This is a genomic window from Vibrio sp. Vb1755, assembly GCF_033338635.1.
Classification (GTDB): domain Bacteria; phylum Pseudomonadota; class Gammaproteobacteria; order Enterobacterales; family Vibrionaceae; genus Vibrio; species Vibrio alginolyticus.
On record NZ_JAWOTA010000013.1, the window covers coordinates 41,550 to 60,730 of the forward strand.

A 19,181-nucleotide genomic window follows, 5' to 3' on the forward strand; every position below is an offset into this window, starting at 1 on the left:
TAATTCCGCAACAATACTTGGCTACTGTTGTTGCATCAAGGCAGGCATAAGTAGCGCCACCAATGGGAACTCATGTCCATTTTCGAACTTCAATTTGCCTTCACCGATTTCTGCTTTGAGTTGATAACCGCCCTCAACTTTCTCGATCAGCTCCATGATGAGCAGCTCATCGATTCCTTCTTGAATAAATGGGTAGTGCGTCACTAATTCGTCAGAGAAGTAAGTGCTGAGCTCACCAGTAGTCGCCGTCATCAACTTCATTGGGTCTTGAGTAATGTGGTCAGTACCTTCAGGAATGGATAATTGCCACTCGTTATGGAACTTACCGTCACCAAACGCAAGTGAAAGCTCATTCACGGATAAATCAAAACCTTTGCTAAACAGCGTGTCAACATGCGGCAATAAGCTCGCAATTTCCTGCTCGTCTAACATTGGAGAGCTTTGATAGATAGACATAATTTGGTCAAATGACTGGCTATCCACATCTGCAATTGAGAAATCCAACTTAAAGTTATCGACATCCGTACCATCAGTTAAACGCAGTTTCTTAGCATCTAGGTTCAGCTGACTGTTCAGCTTATCACCAGACTCATTCATCGTAGTGTTGCCACGGTAACTCGCATTCTCAATCAAAAAGACAGGCGTTAAGTTCGAATCAACCACATCCAGCTTCTCTAGAGAAAAAGATTGCTCACCCAGCCAATAGCCTTTTGCTTGCTTACCTTTACCCTGACCTGTCAATGCATTCAGATGAAGCTCTTCACCGTTTTCAAAATCCACTTGAACAGAAGGAACAGAAACTTGGTAATTGAGATCACCCAATACCGTCACATCCCCTGTCACTTTTGCAGGGCTTGTAGAAACAGAAACACCTTGCGCTTCGTTACGATAATGCCAACTGTCTAGGTCAAGGGTGAATGCCGTATTGCCATTTAGTTGAGTCTGACTATGCATCGTGAGAGGCAAAAAGTCATTGTCCACCAATTTTGAATCTGCTGTTAGGCTTGTTAGACCGTGGCTAACATCACTGGTTACGTCAAACGTCGTTGGCATACCATCACGCTCTAGCTGCGTTTTAAGCTCAGGGTCAACAACTGAATAACGAGTCAGCACGACTGAAGACAAATAGCCACGCTGATACTCGACCACTTCGCCTTTAATCATTTCATCATTCATATTGGTAATACCATCTTCAATGATGGACTGACCAATTTGTCCGACAGCCAATGGCCAACACAGCGCTAATGAGATAGCACCACCAATGGCGCCGATTTTTTTAAGATTTTGCATAACGTCACTTATTAGGTATTTTCGGTCAGTCTACCCCAAACCACCTGCGGAGAAAACATTGAGACAAATCAGACTATTGATGCTTATTCTAGTCCATTAATCAGGAATCATACTTGGCTCCCACTCATCATGTCCTTTTATTGTTAAAGTTTGCGTGGCGAAGTTTTAACCGGAGCTAAAACATCTGTGAATCGTTATGCTGTGTTGTGTCTCGACAACAACCCAATCAGTGCTGAACAGTTTCGATTGGAGCTGTCTGCCTTCTCAAGTAAGTTTGATATTTTTTCTGTCGAATCGATAGAAGAGGCTCAAAGCGCTTTAGAGTATCTGGAAGAAAGAGAACAGACTGTTGCTTTAGTCATAGCGAGCCATCACGCTCATTTTAATGGCGTGGATTTTCTTATTGGTTTAGACCGGATGCCGCATACCGAGCAAGCAAGAAAAATTCTTATTAGCTGCTCGTCTGATATAGAGGCAATTCTCACTGCCGTTAATGAGGGCAGGCTCGACCACTGCCTCACTAAACCTTTGCCAGATCACGTCTTATTTAACACAGTGCAAAAAGAGCTAACCCAATTTATATTGCGAAACGGTAAAGAAGACCTGCTAAGTTACAGTCAGATATTGGATCATCACAGCTTGTTGCGAGCGCACATCAATAATCAGATGAGCCATTATCAAGCGGGCTTTTTACACGACTACCACTCGATGTCTGATGCTGAGTTGGCCGAGCAAGTGATCTCAGCTCTCCAACAATTTTTCAAAGATAATGACGAAACAAGAGCGTGCCGTACATACTCACCTGAACACTTATTAACCGTGGAAGGCGAGCCAAATTGCTTTTTGTGGTTTATCACCGAAGGTGAAGTGGCTCTGTACAAGCGCGATGAGCAAGGCATGCAGCGAGAGGTTGTACGCCATAACAAAGGGAATATTGTCGGAGGCATGTCGTTTGTTACTGGGGAATGTTCTTTCTCGACAGCTCTAACACTAACCAAAACAGAAGTTATCAAACTCGATCGCAACGTATTCAATAAAGTGATGCAAAGCGACTCAAACTTACTGCCTCTTTTTACAAACTTGCTTTTACGCCACTTCAACCGCCGATTGCAAAGAAGCATCAACACCAAACTGCAACTTCAAAAAACGCTCGAATCTTTAGAATCAGCCCACCAGCAGCTCATTGAAAGAGAAAAAATGGCGATGCTTGGTCAATTGGTTGCGGGAGTAGCCCACGAACTAAACAATCCAGTAGCCGCGATATTGAGGGGCGTAGAGAATTTAACGCATACGCTAGAACGATTACTTAACGATGCGCCAAGTTCCGATATACAAACCAAAGGCATTGAATTACTGAGCAAAGCGCAAACCTCAAAACCCGCTTCAACCGCAGAGCTCAGATCACGCGTTAAAGCACTTAATCATGCCCTTCCAGACCGAACACTGGCTAAGAAAGTGGTGAACCTTGGGCTAGAGTCAGATCACGAGTTACTCACTCAACTAACGAAAAAACAGCAAGTGTCTTCTCATGTTCTCGATACTCTTGAGCAATACCACAAAGCAGGTTCCACTCTTCGCTCGATTAACGTCTGTGCTGCGCGAATTGCAGATATGGTGAAAAGCCTTAAAGGTTACGCACGCTCAGATGATGAGACCCAGCACTATGCTGATATTCATGAAGGTATTGAAGACACCTTGGTGATTTTCGAGAACAAATTAAAAATGCACCAAGTTTCAACCGACTATGCAAACTTGCCTTCCATCCTTTGTCAACCGATCGCACTCCAACAGGTGTGGACGAATTTGGTCTCTAACGCCATTGACGCATTTCCAGAAAAAGGGGTGTTAAACATACAAACACGCCTTGTAGAAAAAGAGCACACACATTATGCCGTTATCTCATTTGAAGATAATGGATGTGGCATTCCTGAATCGCAAAGAGACGCCATTTTCGAGCTGAACTTCACCACAAAAAAAGAAGGTAACTTTGGCTTAGGCATCGGGCTGTCCATCTGCCAGCAAATCGTAACAGCACACAGAGGGTGGATTGACGTCGAATCAGAGATCGGCCAGTTCACACGAATGACCGTCTGGTTACCAGTCATCGAAAAAGGAGATGAAACATGACCAAGTATCTAATTTTATGTGTCGATGACGAACGAGAAGTCTTGGATAGCGTGCTCCAAGATCTTGCTCCCTTCGAGGAGAACTTTGTCGTCGAAGGAGCGGAATCGGTGACTGAAGCTCGGCAGGTGATTGAGGAGATGGCGGAAGAAGAAGTTCAGCTTGCGCTCATTTTATGTGACCACATTATGCCGGAACAAACTGGGATCAGCTTCTTAATCGAACTCAGTCAAAATGGTGACACAAAAGCAGCGCGCAAAGTTTTACTCACAGGACAAGCTGGTTTGGAAGACACCGTAGAAGCCGTAAATAACGCGAGTCTCGATTATTACATTGCCAAACCTTGGAAAGGTGAAGCATTGAGAAAGGCAATCGTGTCTCAGCTTACCGCGTTTGTGATTGAGAATGATGATAACCTGCTATCCTGGACTCAAATCCTTGATTCTGAGGCAATCCTCAACGCCATGGCAGAAAGAAGAGCAAGCTTTGGCGAGTAATAAAGTGTTTGGTTCTAACTTGAACTCAACGATGCTCATTGCACCACCTAACCTCGCATAGTCGAATGAGGTTAGAAAAACATCGTTACTTGTCCGAGTGAAATTCTCGGACACTACGTATATGGCGTAGTTTTTGCTTAAACCAAGGAACTATTAAGTTAATTGACAAAACATCGACACATTTTTGTTGGTCGTGGACCTTCCTTTTTATTATGATGTCGGACAAATCAGATTACGGTTCAAGTGGTTGCTTGAATCCATGGAAATAATGAACAAGGTTTATCGTTAGTTATGCGTAAAACACTATTAGCCGCTGCCTTACTAGTGGCATCAAGCCATGCCCTAGCTGCAAACGATCGCAATGCGCCAGCAACTATGAGCAACTTTAGCTACGACTATTTCGAAGCACGTATTGGCGCAAGTCCTGTGACATTTGGTGCTGGATTCAGCAAATCAATTCACCCGAACGCGCATGTTATTGCTCGTATTGACTCTGAGTTTGAAAGTGATTTTGACTCAGCTGCAGGCTTTGGCTTCCATTCTCCGCTAAACAACTGGGCAGATCTTACTGGTGAAATGCTAATGCGCGTTGTGCAACCTTCGAATGAGAGCAGCACAGATGTTGGTATGGAGCTTAACTTAGGTGTTCGCCAATGGTTGGGCCCTCAATTAGAAGTAGGCGGCAAAGTCGGCTACGTTTCTATCGATAACGATGACGATTGGACTGGCTCTGCCTACGCTCGATTCCATTCAACAGAGCTTTTCTCTTTGGGTGCTGAAGCACGTATCAACGATTTTTACGGTGATCAGGTAATGTTCACTACGCGTTTTAAGTTTTAAGATTTGTGCTATAAGAAAAGAGCAAATTAAAAAAACAAAAACCGAGGTCTCTGCCTCGGTTTTTTTGTCTAATTTAATGACTAACTCAATGAAGTGGTAAAAAACTTCAACGTCCTTTTTCCGCTTTTCACACTTGCCTTTACGACCCGCTAACTCCATCGAAACGAGTCAATCATTGTGCGATCAGCTTCGCTTAGTCACACAGTGCCAATAACTGTTTTTTACGCGGCTCTTGGATCAGTTTCCAATGTACGCCATCAGTTGCACCAGCAAATTTCCACAGTAGCTTTACATCAACATCATTACCGTAAGCCGTTTTAACTTTGTTGAAGACTTTTACAGGTCCAAGTTCTAAAAAGGTTTCTACGTCATCAACACCGGCTTTCTTGACCATACGTTCAAGGGTTAGTTGCATGTTGGGTAAGTCTCTTAAGCGTCTACTGGCAGAGGACTTTTGATATTTCCGTTCCTTAATTGAGTATTCAATTGATTTCTGTACCAGTTCATCAAGCCCTACATATCCGGATTCAAATAAATCGGTTACATCATAATAATTTACGGTTGCCGTCGTCTGTTTTTTGACGTGCTTATACTTCTCACAGCTCAGTTGAGTAAACACTTCATCTAGCCCATTACCACCACGTAAGTAGCAGCAATCATTGCTGACAAGCGCAAACATAGCATCATCGGTGAATAAACCAATACCACCGAACATAGAACGTTTTTGGTACTCACTGAAGGTGCGTACATATTTAAAAAAAGCTTGGTCTGTCATGTCCATTGACCTCTTTAATCTGAATAAATTACCCCGATTAGCGATGTCACCAGATAAACAGCAGCTTATAGCGAATTATAAATGTCGATTTGTTGGCGATATTTTTGTGAGTTGTGCTCACCAACTTGCTTAATCATACTTAACGTTGAAAAATAAGTTAGGACATAGGTCACATATAAAAAAGTATAAATTCTGCATACGTGATTAGTTTCACACTTATTGTTTGTGTGGTGATATTTTTTTGACGCATAGCATGCCTAAAACGCGCCATCATTATGATCTCGCTGGCAATTACGGGCACATAATACGCATTTAATTGATAAAGAATACGCTGTAAGGGTACACTGTACGAAAGATCTCAAGTACCGCGTCACAATGGAACATTTATCATTTTTTTGGCTGCCAAATAATAAAGATAAGCTTATAAACGCACTGGAATCCGAGTTTGCTCAGCTGGTAGAACAGTCCATCTCCACGGGTAAGATTTCGTTACCTCCTATTCCTGATGTCGTGCTTAAAATTCAGCAGTTATGTGTCGAAGAACACACCACGATTGCCGATGTTGCTAACTGTTTATTGGAAGATCCCGGATTAGCAGCGGTCGTTTTACGAGTCGCTAACTCTGTGATTTTCAATCGCAGAAATATCACCTGCAACGACTTAACTACAGCGGTATCTCGTCTCGGAATACTTCGTGTACGTGATATTGTTACCGCACAAGCGATTGAGCAACTTAAACACTCAGTTAATCTCACTAAAGAATGCAATGCCATCTTGGTGAAGAGTGCCGCGATATCGCGTGAGCTCGGTGCCGTCATGGTGATGTTGGTTCAATCGTTTCGTAGCCACGAGCCAGGCACTTATGGCCATCTAGAGCAAGAAAAGGCGTTATTGGTCGGTCTATTAGCCGATATTGGGTTATTTTGCCTAATTAATGAGTACCACTTGTACTTAGATAGGGGCAATTACTTAGACCCAGATATTGCATTGCAAATCTTCCAAACACGTTGTTCTGCCACAAGTAAACTAGTGCTTGAGCGTTGGGGATTTGACAACGACTTCAGAGAAGTATCCTCAAACGAAAAATACGAATTAACGCGACCAGAAGTGAGTTATCTCGACATCGCTAGAATTGCGCATCATTTATTGATGTTTCGCAATCACGATGAACGCATTGACGAACACGAAGTTGAATTCAACTTAACTGGTGCAGAAGTCTTGTATGAACTTAGTAACATGAGTGATACTGACTTCAATGATCAAATCCGTGCTGTACTCAATGCTAGCGGTTTGTAATTTATCGTTTTCTGATAATACCTTATCCGTGATAAAACGATTCGCTCAAGGCTGAGCTGTATGTGGTGAAATGTCTCTAATTTCAACCGATAGATAATTTGATTTATGCGTGTTGATGTTATCTCAAAAAGGAATCATTGAGCTTTATGTTTTCAGGGATGCTATTTATTTTCGCTCCGCTTGTGGTGGGGTATCTAATTCCTATATCTCGATCTTCGTTATTGGAGAAGATCAATCAGTCAACGTCCTACCTTATTTACGTCATTTTGTCGTTGATGGGTCTTAGTTTGGCGGCGCTCGATAATTTAAGCAGCAACTTACAAAGTATTCTCCTCTATGCGAGTACGTTTTTTTTGTGTCTAAGTGCCTGCAACCTGTTGGCTCTGCCTATTATTGATAAAATTATTCCACTCCAGACCAATCAGAATCAAAAGAAGCTACCGTTATCTTCGATGGCTTTAGAGTCAGTTAAGCTTATCGTGGTCGTTGGCGGAGGGTTAGTGGTTGGCCTGCTGTTACCCATTGATTTGAGTTGGGTAGATACAGCAAGCGAATGGATACTCTTTCTACTTCTATTTTTTATTGGTATTCAGCTGCGTAATAGTGGACTTACTCTGCGTCAAATCCTATTAAATAAACAAGGAATGGCCATTGCGGCTGTTGTCATCGCAACATGTATGCTTGGTGGCGTTCTTGCAGCGGTGCTTTTGGATCTTCCTCTTTATAAAGCACTCGCAATGGCTTCAGGTTTTGGCTGGTATTCCCTCGCAGGTATTTTAATGGGTGACGCTTTTGGTCCGGTATTTGGTGGCGCGTCGTTCTTGATTGAATTGATGAGAGAGCTAGTCGCACTGGTTGCCATTCCTCTCTTTATTCGTAGCTATCCGTGCACCGCAATTGGTTATGCCGGTGCAACAGCAATGGACTTCACCCTACCCGTTATTCAAACTACCGGTGGTGTGCGTTGTGTTCCTGTTGCTATCGTTAGCGGCTTTATTTTGAGTTTATTGGTACCAGTTATGATGCTTTTCTTTGTATCACTTGCTAGCTAGATCTCAGGTTTTCGCTTTAACATCCATTACAATACGGCAAAAATTTAAATACCCAGTTAACGTCAAAGTGGTCAATATTTTTTGGCAAGACCCCTCTTTCTTTTCGTCATTCAGCCCAACGATTTGTCACGACCAAATAGAAAGAAGGGAGAAACATCAACTGATGTGCATTGCGTTAATAAAGGGATAACAACCAGAAGGAAGAAGAATGAAACGCTTTGTCGTTGCAGCGCTCCTCGCTACAAGCTCAACTTTTACGCTTGCCGCAGATCAACAATGTCTTGCTAGCAAATATGATGGCTACGTCGATGCCTCACTACAGTGGTATCAAGATCTTGTTGATTTGACGGTTACCCAATATCCAGATCTGAAAGAAGTTAGCCAATGGTTCTTGGATGGACGTAAACATCACTTTGAATTAAACCGCGAAGCGGTTCACTACTTTCTAGAGAAGGACCCTAGCCGCGTTGCGACGGAACAGCCAATCGAAGCATGGTTAAAACTAGAGCAACATGACGTTAAGCAGTTAGCGACCCGAAGCGATAAGTTAGGTGAAGTTGCAAAACAGACATTTAGCGACCGTCAATCAACTAACCATCCAAAAAACTACGAGCTTCGTTCAGCATTCGCTGATCTGCTTAGTCATCCCCAACAAATTGATACCGCACTTAATAAGTACAATCAGTCAATAGAAAAGATTGAAAAGCAGAAATGTGACTAAGATTGCTCGCATTAGTCGTTGATTAGCATTCGATAACATCAGAGTGTTTTAACGTACTCAATCTAGAATTTTTTAATGTGAATATCGTAACCTTCACCTAAAATTTTCATTTCTACAACTTGGGTTTCAACAATTAAAACGGGACTTTGCGCCCGTTTTAGTTTAGATTGTGCCGCTCGCATTACCAAAATAACTACAAAGATTCTTTGCTATGGTTAAGGAACAAAAAACCGCTGATGTTAGCTTTGAGAGCTTGCTAAAGATCTTCACTGTCCCAGAAGGTCCGGACTCAACGTTAACTAAAATTGACGAGAGCCTCTCGCGAAATCTAAATCAATTTCTTCGTGAACACATCGTGGCAGAAGAAAAGCCTTTACGCGAAATCGAAAAAGACTTTTCTTCTGCTCAGATTCCTGAGCAGCCAGAGTTCGTGTCAGATCATACAGAGCACTTACTCGACACTTTGGTGTCGCACTCAGTTCACACATCTTCACCAAGCTTCATTGGTCATATGACATCGGCACTGCCTTATTTCTTGATGCCACTGTCAAAGATCATGATCGCCTTAAACCAAAACCTGGTAAAAATAGAGACTTCCAAAGCCTTTACGCCACTTGAGCGTCAAGTTTTGGGTATGCTGCATCGCTTGATATATGGTCAGAATGATACTTTTTACAATCAGTGGATGCACAGTGCAAACCACTCATTAGGCGCATTTTGTTCCGGCGGCACCATTGCCAATATCACTGCGCTTTGGGTAGCACGTAACAAAGCGTTAAGAGCCAATGGCTCATTTAAAGGCGTTGAGAAGGAAGGCTTTTTTAAAGCCATGAAGCACTATGGCTATGATGGCTTAGCGGTGCTAGTGTCTGAGCGTGGTCACTACTCCCTTAAGAAAGCAGCCGATGTATTAGGGCTAGGCCAAGAGGGCTTGGTTGCGGTTAAAACCGATGCCAACAACCGTATTATTGTCAACGACCTGAAAGCGAAAATTGTTGAGCTCGAAAAACAAAATATCAAGCCTATTGCTGTTATTGGTGTGGCTGGCACAACAGAGACAGGTAATGTTGATCCATTGCCTGAAATCGCTGAAGTCTGCCAAGCTCACAGCTGTCACTTCCATGTGGATGCCGCATGGGGTGGCGCAACACTTATGTCTAACCATCACCGTCACCTTCTTAAAGGTGTGGAAATGGCAGACTCAGTAACTATTGATGCGCACAAGCAGCTCTACATCCCGATGGGCGCTGGTATGGTTCTGTTCAAAGACCCTGACGCAATGAAATCCATAGAGCATCACGCTCAATATATATTGCGCAAAGGTTCAAAAGACCTAGGCAGCCATACATTAGAAGGTTCACGTTCGGGGATGGCGATGTTGGTCTACGCCGCAATGCACATCATAAGTCGCCCAGGTTACGAGCTTCTGATTGACCAAAGCATTGAAAAAGCTCGATACTTTGCGGATTTAATCAAACAGCAAGATGATTTCGAGTTAGTTTCTGAACCAGAGCTTTGTCTGCTCACATACCGTTATTTGCCGCCATTCATCCGTGAAGCATTAGCACAAGCAGAAGGCTCACAAAAAGAACAACTGAATGAGCTGATCAATGAGTTAACACAGTTTATTCAAAAGCGTCAGCGCGAAACGGGCAAATCGTTCGTTTCACGTACAAGACTGAACCCAGACCAATGGCAACGCATGAATACGATAGTGTTTCGAGTGGTTTTGGCAAATCCACTGACCACAAAAGAAATTTTGAGCTCAGTGCTTGATGAACAACGCGAAATCGCCAAGCAAGCACCAAATTTGATGAAAAGAATTCAACAGCTGGTTGTTGATATTCAATCGTCTTAACAGCAAGATCGAGTTACATCAATTTGAAATTTTTTTTCGTTTTGATGTAACTCAAACATCATTATCGCGCGACTAGCGCAACAAAACTTCGTTTACACATCCAATTCTGTAGTTTTTACAACATTTTGTTTGAGGCCTGTCAAATTCTCACTAAATAGTACCCGTTATTGGTTTAGACTGATTGAAGATCAGGTTTATACTGATTCTATGGCGCTGGTTGTTTTCGTTAACGCCCCACTCTACTCCGGAATCTTCGTATTTCCTTTCGTTAGCAGAGCCAGCGAGTTGTTCTCTATACCCTCGTGAACACTATGAATACATTAGAAAAAATTCAAAAAAACCTGGAGAATTTCAGTAAGTCAGAGCGCAAAGTTGCGGAAGTAATTATGGCGTCTCCACAAACTGCAATTCATTCAAGCATTGCAACGCTGGCTAAAATGGCCGACGTTAGTGAGCCCACTGTAAACCGCTTCTGTCGTCGTCTGGACACCAAGGGCTTTCCAGATTTTAAGCTTCACTTGGCACAGAGCCTAGCCAACGGCACCCCTTACGTTAACCGTAATGTGGAAGAAGACGATGGCCCAGACGCGTACACCCATAAGATTTTCGAATCGACGATGGCGTGTTTAGATGTCGCGAAAAATAGCCTAGATCCAATGCAAGTGAACCGTGCGGTCGATTTGCTAACGCAAGCGAAGCGCATTTCATTCTTTGGCCTTGGTGCATCATCTTCTGTTGCCCGAGACGCACAAAACAAGTTTATTCGCTTTAATATTCCAATTACTTGTTTTGAAGATATTGTTATGCAGCGCATGAGTTGTATCAACTGCAGTGATAATGATGTTGTGGTTCTTATTTCTCATACCGGTCGAACAAAGAGTCAGGTAGAAATAGCGAACCTTGCTCGTGAAAATGGCGCAACGGTTATTGCGATTACAGCGAAGGATTCTCCTCTAGAAAAGGCAAGCTCGCTGGCCATCACGCTCGATATTCCAGAAGATACCGACGTTTACATGCCAATGGCAAGCCGAGTTGTACAAATGACAGTGATTGATGTGCTAGCAACTGGCTTCACTCTTCGCCGTGGTACAGGTTTCCGTGAGAACCTAAAACGCGTAAAAGATGCGTTGAAAGACAGTCGCTATGACAAACTAAGCCAGTACTAAGCACTAAAGCTTAGTCAATACTTTATCTAGGGGAGCTCAAGGCTCCCCTTTTGTTTTAATGCTGCTAAGGGAGCAATCACCCTAAGTCGTTGACACTCGATAAGTCCGTTCTTGATTCCAGTACTTCAACAGAACTGACATGTTGTGCACTCTCTGCTGCGCACTCTCCGCTACAATCACAGACTTGCTGCAATATGTGTATCAAACGTTCCTGATTAAGAGGTAAAGGATTCCCTTTGATTGCCATTGATTTAAGCGCATCATTCGCCACTTGCTCAAAAGAGGTTTGGCATACTCCAAATTGAGCCAGTAGCGGTAACGCTAACTTATCTAGCACCATATTTACCCAAAGAATTCCATCGTGTTCGTTAGCATTTACTCGCTCAGTGACTAATTGGGCCAGCTTACGATAACGACTTATCACATCATTCCTACCCGCGAGTTTAGCAGCGTTAATGTTCTCCTGCATCACGTGCGGAGCTAGGCGAGCCGTAATAACGCTATGGGGGGCGTCTAACTTGCCTCCTAACGCCGATGCTAACCCATGAGCAGCACCTAATTTGGCATTAGTAATCGCCATACCACCAAGCAATGCAGCGAACGATAAATCAGAGCGCGCCTTATGATTATCTTGCTTACAAGCGGCAATCACTGAACGGCTTAAACGGCGTAGCCCCTCTTCGCAGACCATATCAGTAAGAGGGTTTGGCTCACCACACACATACGCTTCCATTAAATGAGTGAACGCATCCATTGCGCCACGTCCAGATGTGTATTGGTCGGTCCCGTAAGTAAGTGTCGGGTCTACAATGGCAACGTCTGCGAGCATATCAGGGCTTCGAAGACTCACTTTCACTTTATCTTGTCCAGATTTCAGCACAGCATTTCTGGTCACTTCTGAACCGGTGCTTGCTGTCGTAGGAATTGCAATAAAATGAAGAGGCTTTGCTTTTAAAGGGACGCTTCTTCCTACCACTTCTACGTAATCGTAAACATTGCCTTGATTGGGAATAATGGCAGCTAAGGCTTTGCCCATATCGATGACGCTGCCACCACCTATCGCAACCACCATATCAGGTTGGAATTTTCTACCGAGCACTGCGGTCTCTTCTACCATCGTGATGTATGGTTCACCAACGATAGCTACGTGCTGGTAACGCATATTTTGAGCTTTAAGATATTGGATAATGGGGGCGGCTCGTTGGGTATCCTGCCCAGTAACCAGCAAAACACTGTAGCCAAATTGGTTAATAACGGACAATGAAGATTGAAGTGCACCTTCACCAAATATAATCCTTGTTGCAGTCATAAACTGAAACATACACACCCTCCCAAAAGAATATACCCAAATAACCTCTCGCCCTCTGATTTAACACTTATGTAAGAGTTGAAGTTATTTGCGTATAGCCAAAATAGATTGCTATTTTTTTAAACAAAAAAAATTGACCAATTCCACCTTGCCATCATTAACCCTTTAGAATGTATGTTTTTTATGCGTCACTTCACATACTTCAGAGCCGTAAAATAAGCACGCGCGTTTAGTTTTTATTCGATAGATTTCACCTATAGAACCAAGAGGTAATTGCCGCTTTATTTCCGTATCTGGATCGGGCATAGTTACTCCAACAAAAGAAAGCGCACTCAGCCGCTATGTTTTGTACGCTTTCAAAAAAGAATAGATTTAGGAGAAATAAGATTATGTTCGTTGTTATCTTTGGTCGCCCTGCATGTCCTTTCTGTGTTCGTGCAAAAGAGCACGCAGAAACGCTAAAAGCAAAACGTGATGACTTCAACTACCGTTACGTTGATATTCACGCTGAGGGTATTTCTAAAGCAGATCTTGAGAAAACAGTTGGTAAACCAGTTGAAACCGTTCCTCAGATCTTTATCGACCAAGAGCACATCGGTGGCTGCGACGAATTCGAAGCATACGCGAAAGAGCACCTAGGTCTATTTGACGAGTAATAAAGACTGTTTTCAAAAAAGCCGCTTCATGCGGCTTTTTTATTATTTTTCAGCTGGTTATTACGTTAAGTCAACTAATGGTAAAACCTAAAAAAATTCACTTATCTTTTTGCTATATTTAGTTACAATTCACAGTTCTTAATCTTTTTTGGCACACACTCTACCGAGCCACACAGTGAACATAGACGTCGTATACCTTCTCGAACAAAACCCTATCCTTCTAATCTTCGTCGTATTAGCCATTGGCCTTGCCATCGGAAAAATTCGATTTGGCAAATTACAATTAGGCAACTCTATTGGCGTTCTTATTACCTCTTTGGTTATGGGCCACCTTGGTTTCTCATTTAATGCAGAAGCTTTAACCATTGGCTTTATGCTGTTTATCTACTGCGTTGGCATTGAAGCTGGACCAAACTTTTTTGGTATATTCTTCAGAGATGGTAAGCATTATTTTATTTTAAGCATGACTGTTCTCGTGTCTGCGGTCAGCTTAACGTATGGTTTGAGTCACTATTTCGGCCTCGATTTTGGCTTATCCGCCGGTATGATGGCAGGCGCATTGACCGCAACGCCAGTACTGGTTGGTGCACAAGATGCTCTTAACTCTGGCCTTGCGACTATACCGCGGAATATGGAATTTTCTCTGGTATTAGAAAATCTATCCGTAGGCTACGCGATGGCTTATCTGGTCGGCTTAATTAGCATGATCATGTTTGCTAAATTGTTGCCAAAACTGCAAAAACAAAACCTTTCTGATTCCGCGCAGCAAATCGCACAAGAGCGTGGCCTTGGAAATTCAAGCCAGAGAAAAGTGTATTTACCCATTATTCGAGCTTACCGAGTGGGCCCAGAGCTAATTGACTGGACTGATGGTAAAAACTTACGAGAACTGGGGATTTATCGTCAAACTGGCTGTTACATTGAACGAATCCGCCGCAATGGTATTCTCGCCCACCCAGATGGTGATGCTATCTTGCAAGAGGGAGATGAAATTGCATTGGTTGGCTTCCCTGACAGCCATGCTCGATTAGACCCTAGCTTCCGTAATGGTAAAGAAGTATTCGACCGTAACTTGCTTGATTTACGCATCGTTGAAGAAGAAATCGTCGTAAAAAGTGACGCAATCGCTGGTAAGCGTTTATCGGATTTGAATTTGTCTGAGTTTGGCTGTTTCTTAAACCGCGTAGTTCGCGCTCAGATTGAAATGCCTATGGACTTAGACATTGTGCTCGCTAAAGGGGACGTCCTTCAAGTGAGCGGCGAGAAAAGCCGAGTACATGGACTGGCGGAAAAAATCGGTTTCATCTCGATCCACAGTCAAATGGCCGATTTGCTCGCTTTTTGTAGCTTCTTTATTTTGGGTATTCTGTTTGGCCTCATCACAATGACGTTCGGTCAGGTGTCTTTCAGTTTGGGTAATGCGGTGGGTCTTCTGTTGTCCGGTATTACGCTTGGTTTCTTACGAGCAAATCACCCTACTTTCGGTTATGTCCCACAAGGGGCGCTGAATATGGTCAAAGATCTAGGGTTAATGTTCTTTATGGTCGGAATTGGTCTAAGTGCAGGTGGAAAGATGTTCGAGCACCTAACGCAAGTAGGACCAAAAGTCATTGGTTTGGCATTTATTGTCAGTGTTGTGCCTGTAGTTCTGGCTTACTTAGTTGGCGCACACGTACTCAAGATGAACCGTGCCCTGCTCTTCGGTGCCATTATTGGCGCCCGTACTTGCGCTCCGGCTATGGATGTCGTTAACGACTACGCTAAGTCCACCATCCCTGCCCTTGGTTATGCGGGTACCTATGCGATTGCGAATATTTTAATGACGCTAGCTGGTACGATTCTGATAATACTAAGTTAATACTCACTTTGACTATGAAATACAAAAAGGCGCTCAATGAGCGCCTTTTGTTTATTGGTTATCTAGTCTGTGATTCGATTAGATTTGAATGAAGTCTGCTTCAACTGCTGGATTCACATCCGCTTCGTAATCTACGCCTTCAACGCCGAAACCAAATAGTTTCAAGAACTCTTCTTTGTACTCAACGTAGTCAGTCAGCTCTTTTAGGTTCTCAGTCGTAATTTGAGGCCATAGCTCACGACAGTGCTGCTGAATGTCGTCACGAAGTTCCCAGTCATCCAGACGTAGGCGGTTCATCTCATCAACTTCTGCCGCGCTACCGTCTTCTTTGTATAGACGTTGGCTGAACATACGGTAGATTTGTTCCATACAGCCTTCGTGTACACCTTCTTCGCGCATTTTCTTGAATACCATTGCGATGTACAGTGGCATAACAGGAATTGCAGAACTCGCCTGAGTTACAACAGATTTAAGTACCGCAACATTGGCACTGCCGCCTGTTGCTGCTAACTTGTCGTTTAGCGCTTTCGCTGCACGGTCTAGGTCCATTTTTGCTTTACCTAGTGCACCATCCCAATAAATTGGCCAAGTTAGCTCAGTACCAATGTAGCTGTACGCGACGGTCTTACAACCTTCAGCAAGAACACCAGCATCAGACAACGCATTGATCCAAAGTTCCCAATCTTCACCGCCCATTACCGTGACAGTGTCTTTGATTTCTTCTTCTGTTGCAGGCTCAACGCTAGCTTCGATGATCACATCTTTGTTGGTATCAACAGCCGTTGATGTGTAAGTTTCACCGATAGGTTTAAGAGATGAACGAACTAATTCACCAGTTTCTGGCATTTTACGTACTGGAGATGCCAGTGAGTAAACCACCATATCGATTTGACCTAAGTCTTCTTTGATCAGCTCGATAGTTTTCTGTTTCGCTTCATTTGAGAAAGCGTCGCCGTTTAAGCTTTTTGCGTACAGACCTTCTTCACGCGCTAGCTTTTCAAAAGCAGCGGCATTGTAAAAACCTGCTGTACCTGGCTTCTTCTCAGTACCTTCTTTTTCGAAGAAAACACCGATAGTTGATGCACCGCCACCAAATGCCGCAGCGATACGAGAAGATAGACCGTAGCCACTTGATGCACCAACAACAAGAACACGCTTAGGTGCGTTTTTGATTGGACCTTGCGCTTTGGTGTACGCAATTTGTTCTTTTACGTTAGCTTCACAACCAACAGGGTGCGTTGTAGTACAGATAAATCCACGAATTCTAGGTTTGATGATCATATTCAACTTCCTTTAAAAAACCTTGTTAGGATAAAAGTTTCGTTGGGATTTCGCATCTAATTTCTGTAAAAATGCTCTTAAAAGGCAAGTGGTTGGAGCACTATCCCACCATCCACTCCCCAAGAATACAAAAAAGCACCTCATTGAGGTGCTTTTCTTAACATTAGTTGTCTATTATGCCGCCGGATTCAACTGCGACTTTTTTGGGCTATGAGTTCGCACTTCAGAAAAGTCATGACTAAAGTGGTCAACTTGAATCGCCTTGTAGCGCAATTTATCTGCAGCCATGATTTGATCAATTTCTTGTTCAGTTAACACGCCTGCTTCAAATGCTTGCTGCAAACGATCATGTAGCAGACCTTTACGAGCCACTTTACCATCCTTCGCAGCCTTCATAAGTTTACGCTCCAAAGGTTTAATGTCGTACATTGCAAGGAATGCATTCTCCATTAAGCCTACGCTGTCATCCTCTGATTTTCCGATGTAGCACAGATGCGTGAGGCGATCACGTTGCGCGCCTGGCGTCATCATCGCTTCAGCCAAATTCACACACAGCTCATCACTTGGCTTATTGAAATGATTACCAAGCGGGAACAATAGCCCCTTAAGCACACCGCCAACGTATTTCACAGGGAAGTTGGTGTAAGCCTCATTTAATGACTTAGAAGCGTTATACAAACAGTGTTGAACAGCGTAATGAACGAAGTCTAGATCGCCTTGTTGACGGCCTTCATCTTCATACTTTTTCAAGGCAGCAGATGCCATGTATAGATAGCTTAATCCATCACCCAAACGTGCGGAGATCATTTCTTTACGCTTCAAGTCTCCACCTAAGGTTAACATCGCAAAGTCTGCACTTACTGCAAGTGCACGACTGAGACGAGTAATGTCTTTGTAGTATTGCTGCGTTGGGCCACTCATGTGCGCGTTAACAAATCGAGAACCAGTTAGTGCTGCACCAAATGCACCGAATGTATTACCGAGCGCGTGCTTGATGTGTTTAAAGAGTAAGTTGTCAAATTCTTTCGCACCTTGTTCAGAATCTGGATTCGCCGCGGCTTCCATTTCTTTTAGAACATATGGGTGGCATCGAGTCGCACCTTGACCAAAAATCATCAGGTTACGAGTCAGAATATTCGCGCCTTCAACGGTGATAGCAACCGGGATACCAAGGTAATGTTTAGCAAGATAGTTCATTGGACCATCTTGAATCGCACGACCCGCGTGGATATCAAACGAATCATTTAGAATGGTACGCGCGATTTCCGTCATGTGGTACTTGGCAATCGCGGTTACAATCCCAGGTTTTTCTTTCATATCGAGAGAAGTCGTCGTTAGCGTACGCGTCGCTTCTAGTAGGTAAGTAAGACCACCAATGCGCCCCATCGCTTCTGCGACGCCTTCAAACTTACCGATCGACATTCCAAACTGTTTACGCACGTAAGCATAAGCACCTGTTGTACGTGTAGTAAGGTGACCAATCGCTGTGCCAAGCGCTGGGAGAGAGATACCACGCCCCGCAGAAAGACACTCAACCAGCATACGCCAACCTTTACCTGCGTAATCAGCGCCACCGATCAACCAGTCCATAGGGATGAAGACATCTTCACCACGAGTAGGACCATTCATGAACGCAGACCCCAGAGGATCATGGCGCTCGCCTATCTCGACACCTTCATGGTCAGCGGGAATCAACGCACATGTAATGCCAACCTCTTTCTTGTCACCAAGTAGCCCTTCAGGATCCTGCAGTTTAAATGCTAACCCGAGCACTGTCGCAACTGGCGCAAGCGTGATGTAGCGTTTATTCCAACTAACTCGCACGCCAAGCACTTCTTTGCCTTCATGGGTGCCGTAACAAACCACGCCTTGATCAGGTATGCCACCTGCATCAGAACCCGCTTCAGGGCCAGTTAGGGCGAAACAAGGGATGTCTGTACCATCAGCTAAACGAGGCAACCAGTAATCTTTTTGCTCTTGCGTACCATAGTGCGATAGCAGCTCACCAGGACCAAGAGAGTTTGGTACCATTACCGATACCGCGGTACTGATACTTCGAGTCGCAATACGAGAAACAATGGTTGAGTTCGCCAAAGCGGAAAATTCACGACCACCATATGCTTTCGAGATGATCAAAGAGAAAAATCGCTCTTTACGTAGGTACTCCCATACTTCAGGCGGTAAATCCCTGTCTTCTTTGACAATCTTCTGGTCATCAAGCATTTCTAGCAGGGTTTCAAGCTCATTATCCATAAATGACTGCTCTTCTGCCGTCAGTGTAGGCGTTGGATAATGATGCAATGTTGTGAAGTTTGGCTTGCCTGAGAATAGTTCGGCATCCCACCATACACTACCCGCTTCCATCGCCTCTTTCTCGGTGCTAGACAGAGGTGGCAATACTTTTTTGAACACTTTAAAAGCCGGGTCACTAATCCATTTTCTTCGTAGAGAGCTCATA

General features: G+C 43.7%; 15 protein-coding genes. 10 read left to right on the forward strand and 5 right to left on the reverse strand.

Features of this window, described 5'->3' with window-relative positions; all coding sequences use genetic code 11:
- Positions 1-21: 21 nt before the first annotated feature.
- A complete protein-coding gene (locus tag R7E00_RS13075) occupies positions 22-1,290 on the reverse strand; it encodes a DUF945 family protein (RefSeq protein WP_005393205.1) in 1,269 nt (422 codons plus the stop codon).
- A gap of 186 nt (positions 1,291-1,476) precedes the next feature.
- Here R7E00_RS13075 and R7E00_RS13080 point away from each other — a divergent pair, with 186 nt between their 5' ends.
- The 3 genes from R7E00_RS13080 (at position 1,477) to R7E00_RS13090 (ending at position 4,751) form a co-directional block, all read left to right on the forward strand.
- Positions 1,477-3,417: an ATP-binding protein gene (locus tag R7E00_RS13080; protein ID WP_262606118.1), complete on the forward strand. Its 1,941-nt coding sequence runs from the start codon at positions 1,477-1,479 to the stop codon at positions 3,415-3,417.
- On the forward strand, positions 3,414-3,911 hold the full coding sequence (locus R7E00_RS13085) for a response regulator (RefSeq protein ID WP_005378005.1): 498 nt from the start codon (positions 3,414-3,416) through the stop codon (positions 3,909-3,911). The genes R7E00_RS13080 and R7E00_RS13085 overlap by 4 nt, the downstream gene beginning before the upstream one ends.
- A 291-nt stretch (positions 3,912-4,202) precedes the next feature.
- Positions 4,203-4,751, forward strand: a complete 549-nt coding sequence (locus tag R7E00_RS13090; protein WP_005378006.1) for a hypothetical protein — start codon at positions 4,203-4,205, stop codon at positions 4,749-4,751.
- A 193-nt stretch (positions 4,752-4,944) separates the two neighbouring features.
- Here the strand turns inward: R7E00_RS13090 and R7E00_RS13095 are convergent, their stop codons facing one another.
- The gene (locus R7E00_RS13095; protein WP_005378007.1) at positions 4,945-5,532 is read right to left on the reverse strand and encodes a TfoX/Sxy family DNA transformation protein; all 588 of its coding nucleotides are present in this window, start codon (positions 5,530-5,532) and stop codon (positions 4,945-4,947) included.
- Between the two features lie 369 nt (positions 5,533-5,901).
- Here R7E00_RS13095 and R7E00_RS13100 point away from each other — a divergent pair, with 369 nt between their 5' ends.
- The 5 genes from R7E00_RS13100 to R7E00_RS13120 all read left to right on the forward strand — a co-directional run bounded on the left by R7E00_RS13100 (position 5,902) and on the right by R7E00_RS13120 (position 11,619).
- Positions 5,902-6,822 (forward strand): HDOD domain-containing protein, encoded by a 921-nt coding sequence (locus R7E00_RS13100; protein ID WP_025766846.1) that lies wholly within the window; start codon positions 5,902-5,904, stop codon positions 6,820-6,822.
- Between the two features lie 146 nt (positions 6,823-6,968).
- The gene (locus R7E00_RS13105) at positions 6,969-7,874 is read left to right on the forward strand and encodes a lysine exporter LysO family protein (protein WP_213907853.1); all 906 of its coding nucleotides are present in this window, start codon (positions 6,969-6,971) and stop codon (positions 7,872-7,874) included.
- 208 nt (positions 7,875-8,082) lie between these two features.
- Positions 8,083-8,595, forward strand: coding sequence for a hypothetical protein (locus tag R7E00_RS13110; RefSeq protein WP_213907851.1), 513 nt, complete (start codon positions 8,083-8,085; stop codon positions 8,593-8,595).
- Between the two features lie 211 nt (positions 8,596-8,806).
- A complete protein-coding gene (gene panP / locus R7E00_RS13115; RefSeq protein WP_262606119.1) occupies positions 8,807-10,453 on the forward strand; it encodes a pyridoxal-dependent aspartate 1-decarboxylase PanP in 1,647 nt (548 codons plus the stop codon).
- A 311-nt stretch (positions 10,454-10,764) separates the two neighbouring features.
- The gene (locus R7E00_RS13120; protein WP_005378021.1) at positions 10,765-11,619 is read left to right on the forward strand and encodes a MurR/RpiR family transcriptional regulator; all 855 of its coding nucleotides are present in this window, start codon (positions 10,765-10,767) and stop codon (positions 11,617-11,619) included.
- A gap of 76 nt (positions 11,620-11,695) precedes the next feature.
- Here R7E00_RS13120 and R7E00_RS13125 read toward each other — a convergent pair whose 3' ends face one another.
- Positions 11,696-12,940 carry an iron-containing alcohol dehydrogenase gene (locus tag R7E00_RS13125; RefSeq protein ID WP_017820842.1) on the reverse strand — a complete coding sequence of 415 codons (1,245 nt, stop codon included), beginning with the start codon at positions 12,938-12,940 and terminating at the stop codon, positions 11,696-11,698.
- Positions 12,941-13,317: 377 nt separating this feature from the next.
- Between R7E00_RS13125 and R7E00_RS13130 the strand changes: the two genes are divergently transcribed.
- Together R7E00_RS13130 and R7E00_RS13135 are read left to right on the forward strand one after the other, a co-directional pair.
- Positions 13,318-13,584, forward strand: coding sequence for a GrxA family glutaredoxin (locus tag R7E00_RS13130; protein WP_005378026.1), 267 nt, complete (start codon positions 13,318-13,320; stop codon positions 13,582-13,584).
- A 175-nt stretch (positions 13,585-13,759) separates the two neighbouring features.
- Positions 13,760-15,442, forward strand: a complete 1,683-nt coding sequence (locus tag R7E00_RS13135; protein WP_005378028.1) for an aspartate:alanine antiporter — start codon at positions 13,760-13,762, stop codon at positions 15,440-15,442.
- Positions 15,443-15,520: 78 nt separating this feature from the next.
- Here R7E00_RS13135 and fabV read toward each other — a convergent pair whose 3' ends face one another.
- Entirely contained in the window at positions 15,521-16,723 is a 1,203-nt protein-coding gene (gene fabV / locus R7E00_RS13140; protein ID WP_005388648.1) for an enoyl-ACP reductase FabV, read from the reverse strand.
- Between the two features lie 174 nt (positions 16,724-16,897).
- Complete coding sequence (locus R7E00_RS13145; RefSeq protein ID WP_017634878.1) at positions 16,898-19,180, reverse strand: acyl-CoA dehydrogenase; 2,283 nt, start codon at positions 19,178-19,180, stop codon at positions 16,898-16,900.
- Position 19,181: the final 1 nt, after the last annotated feature.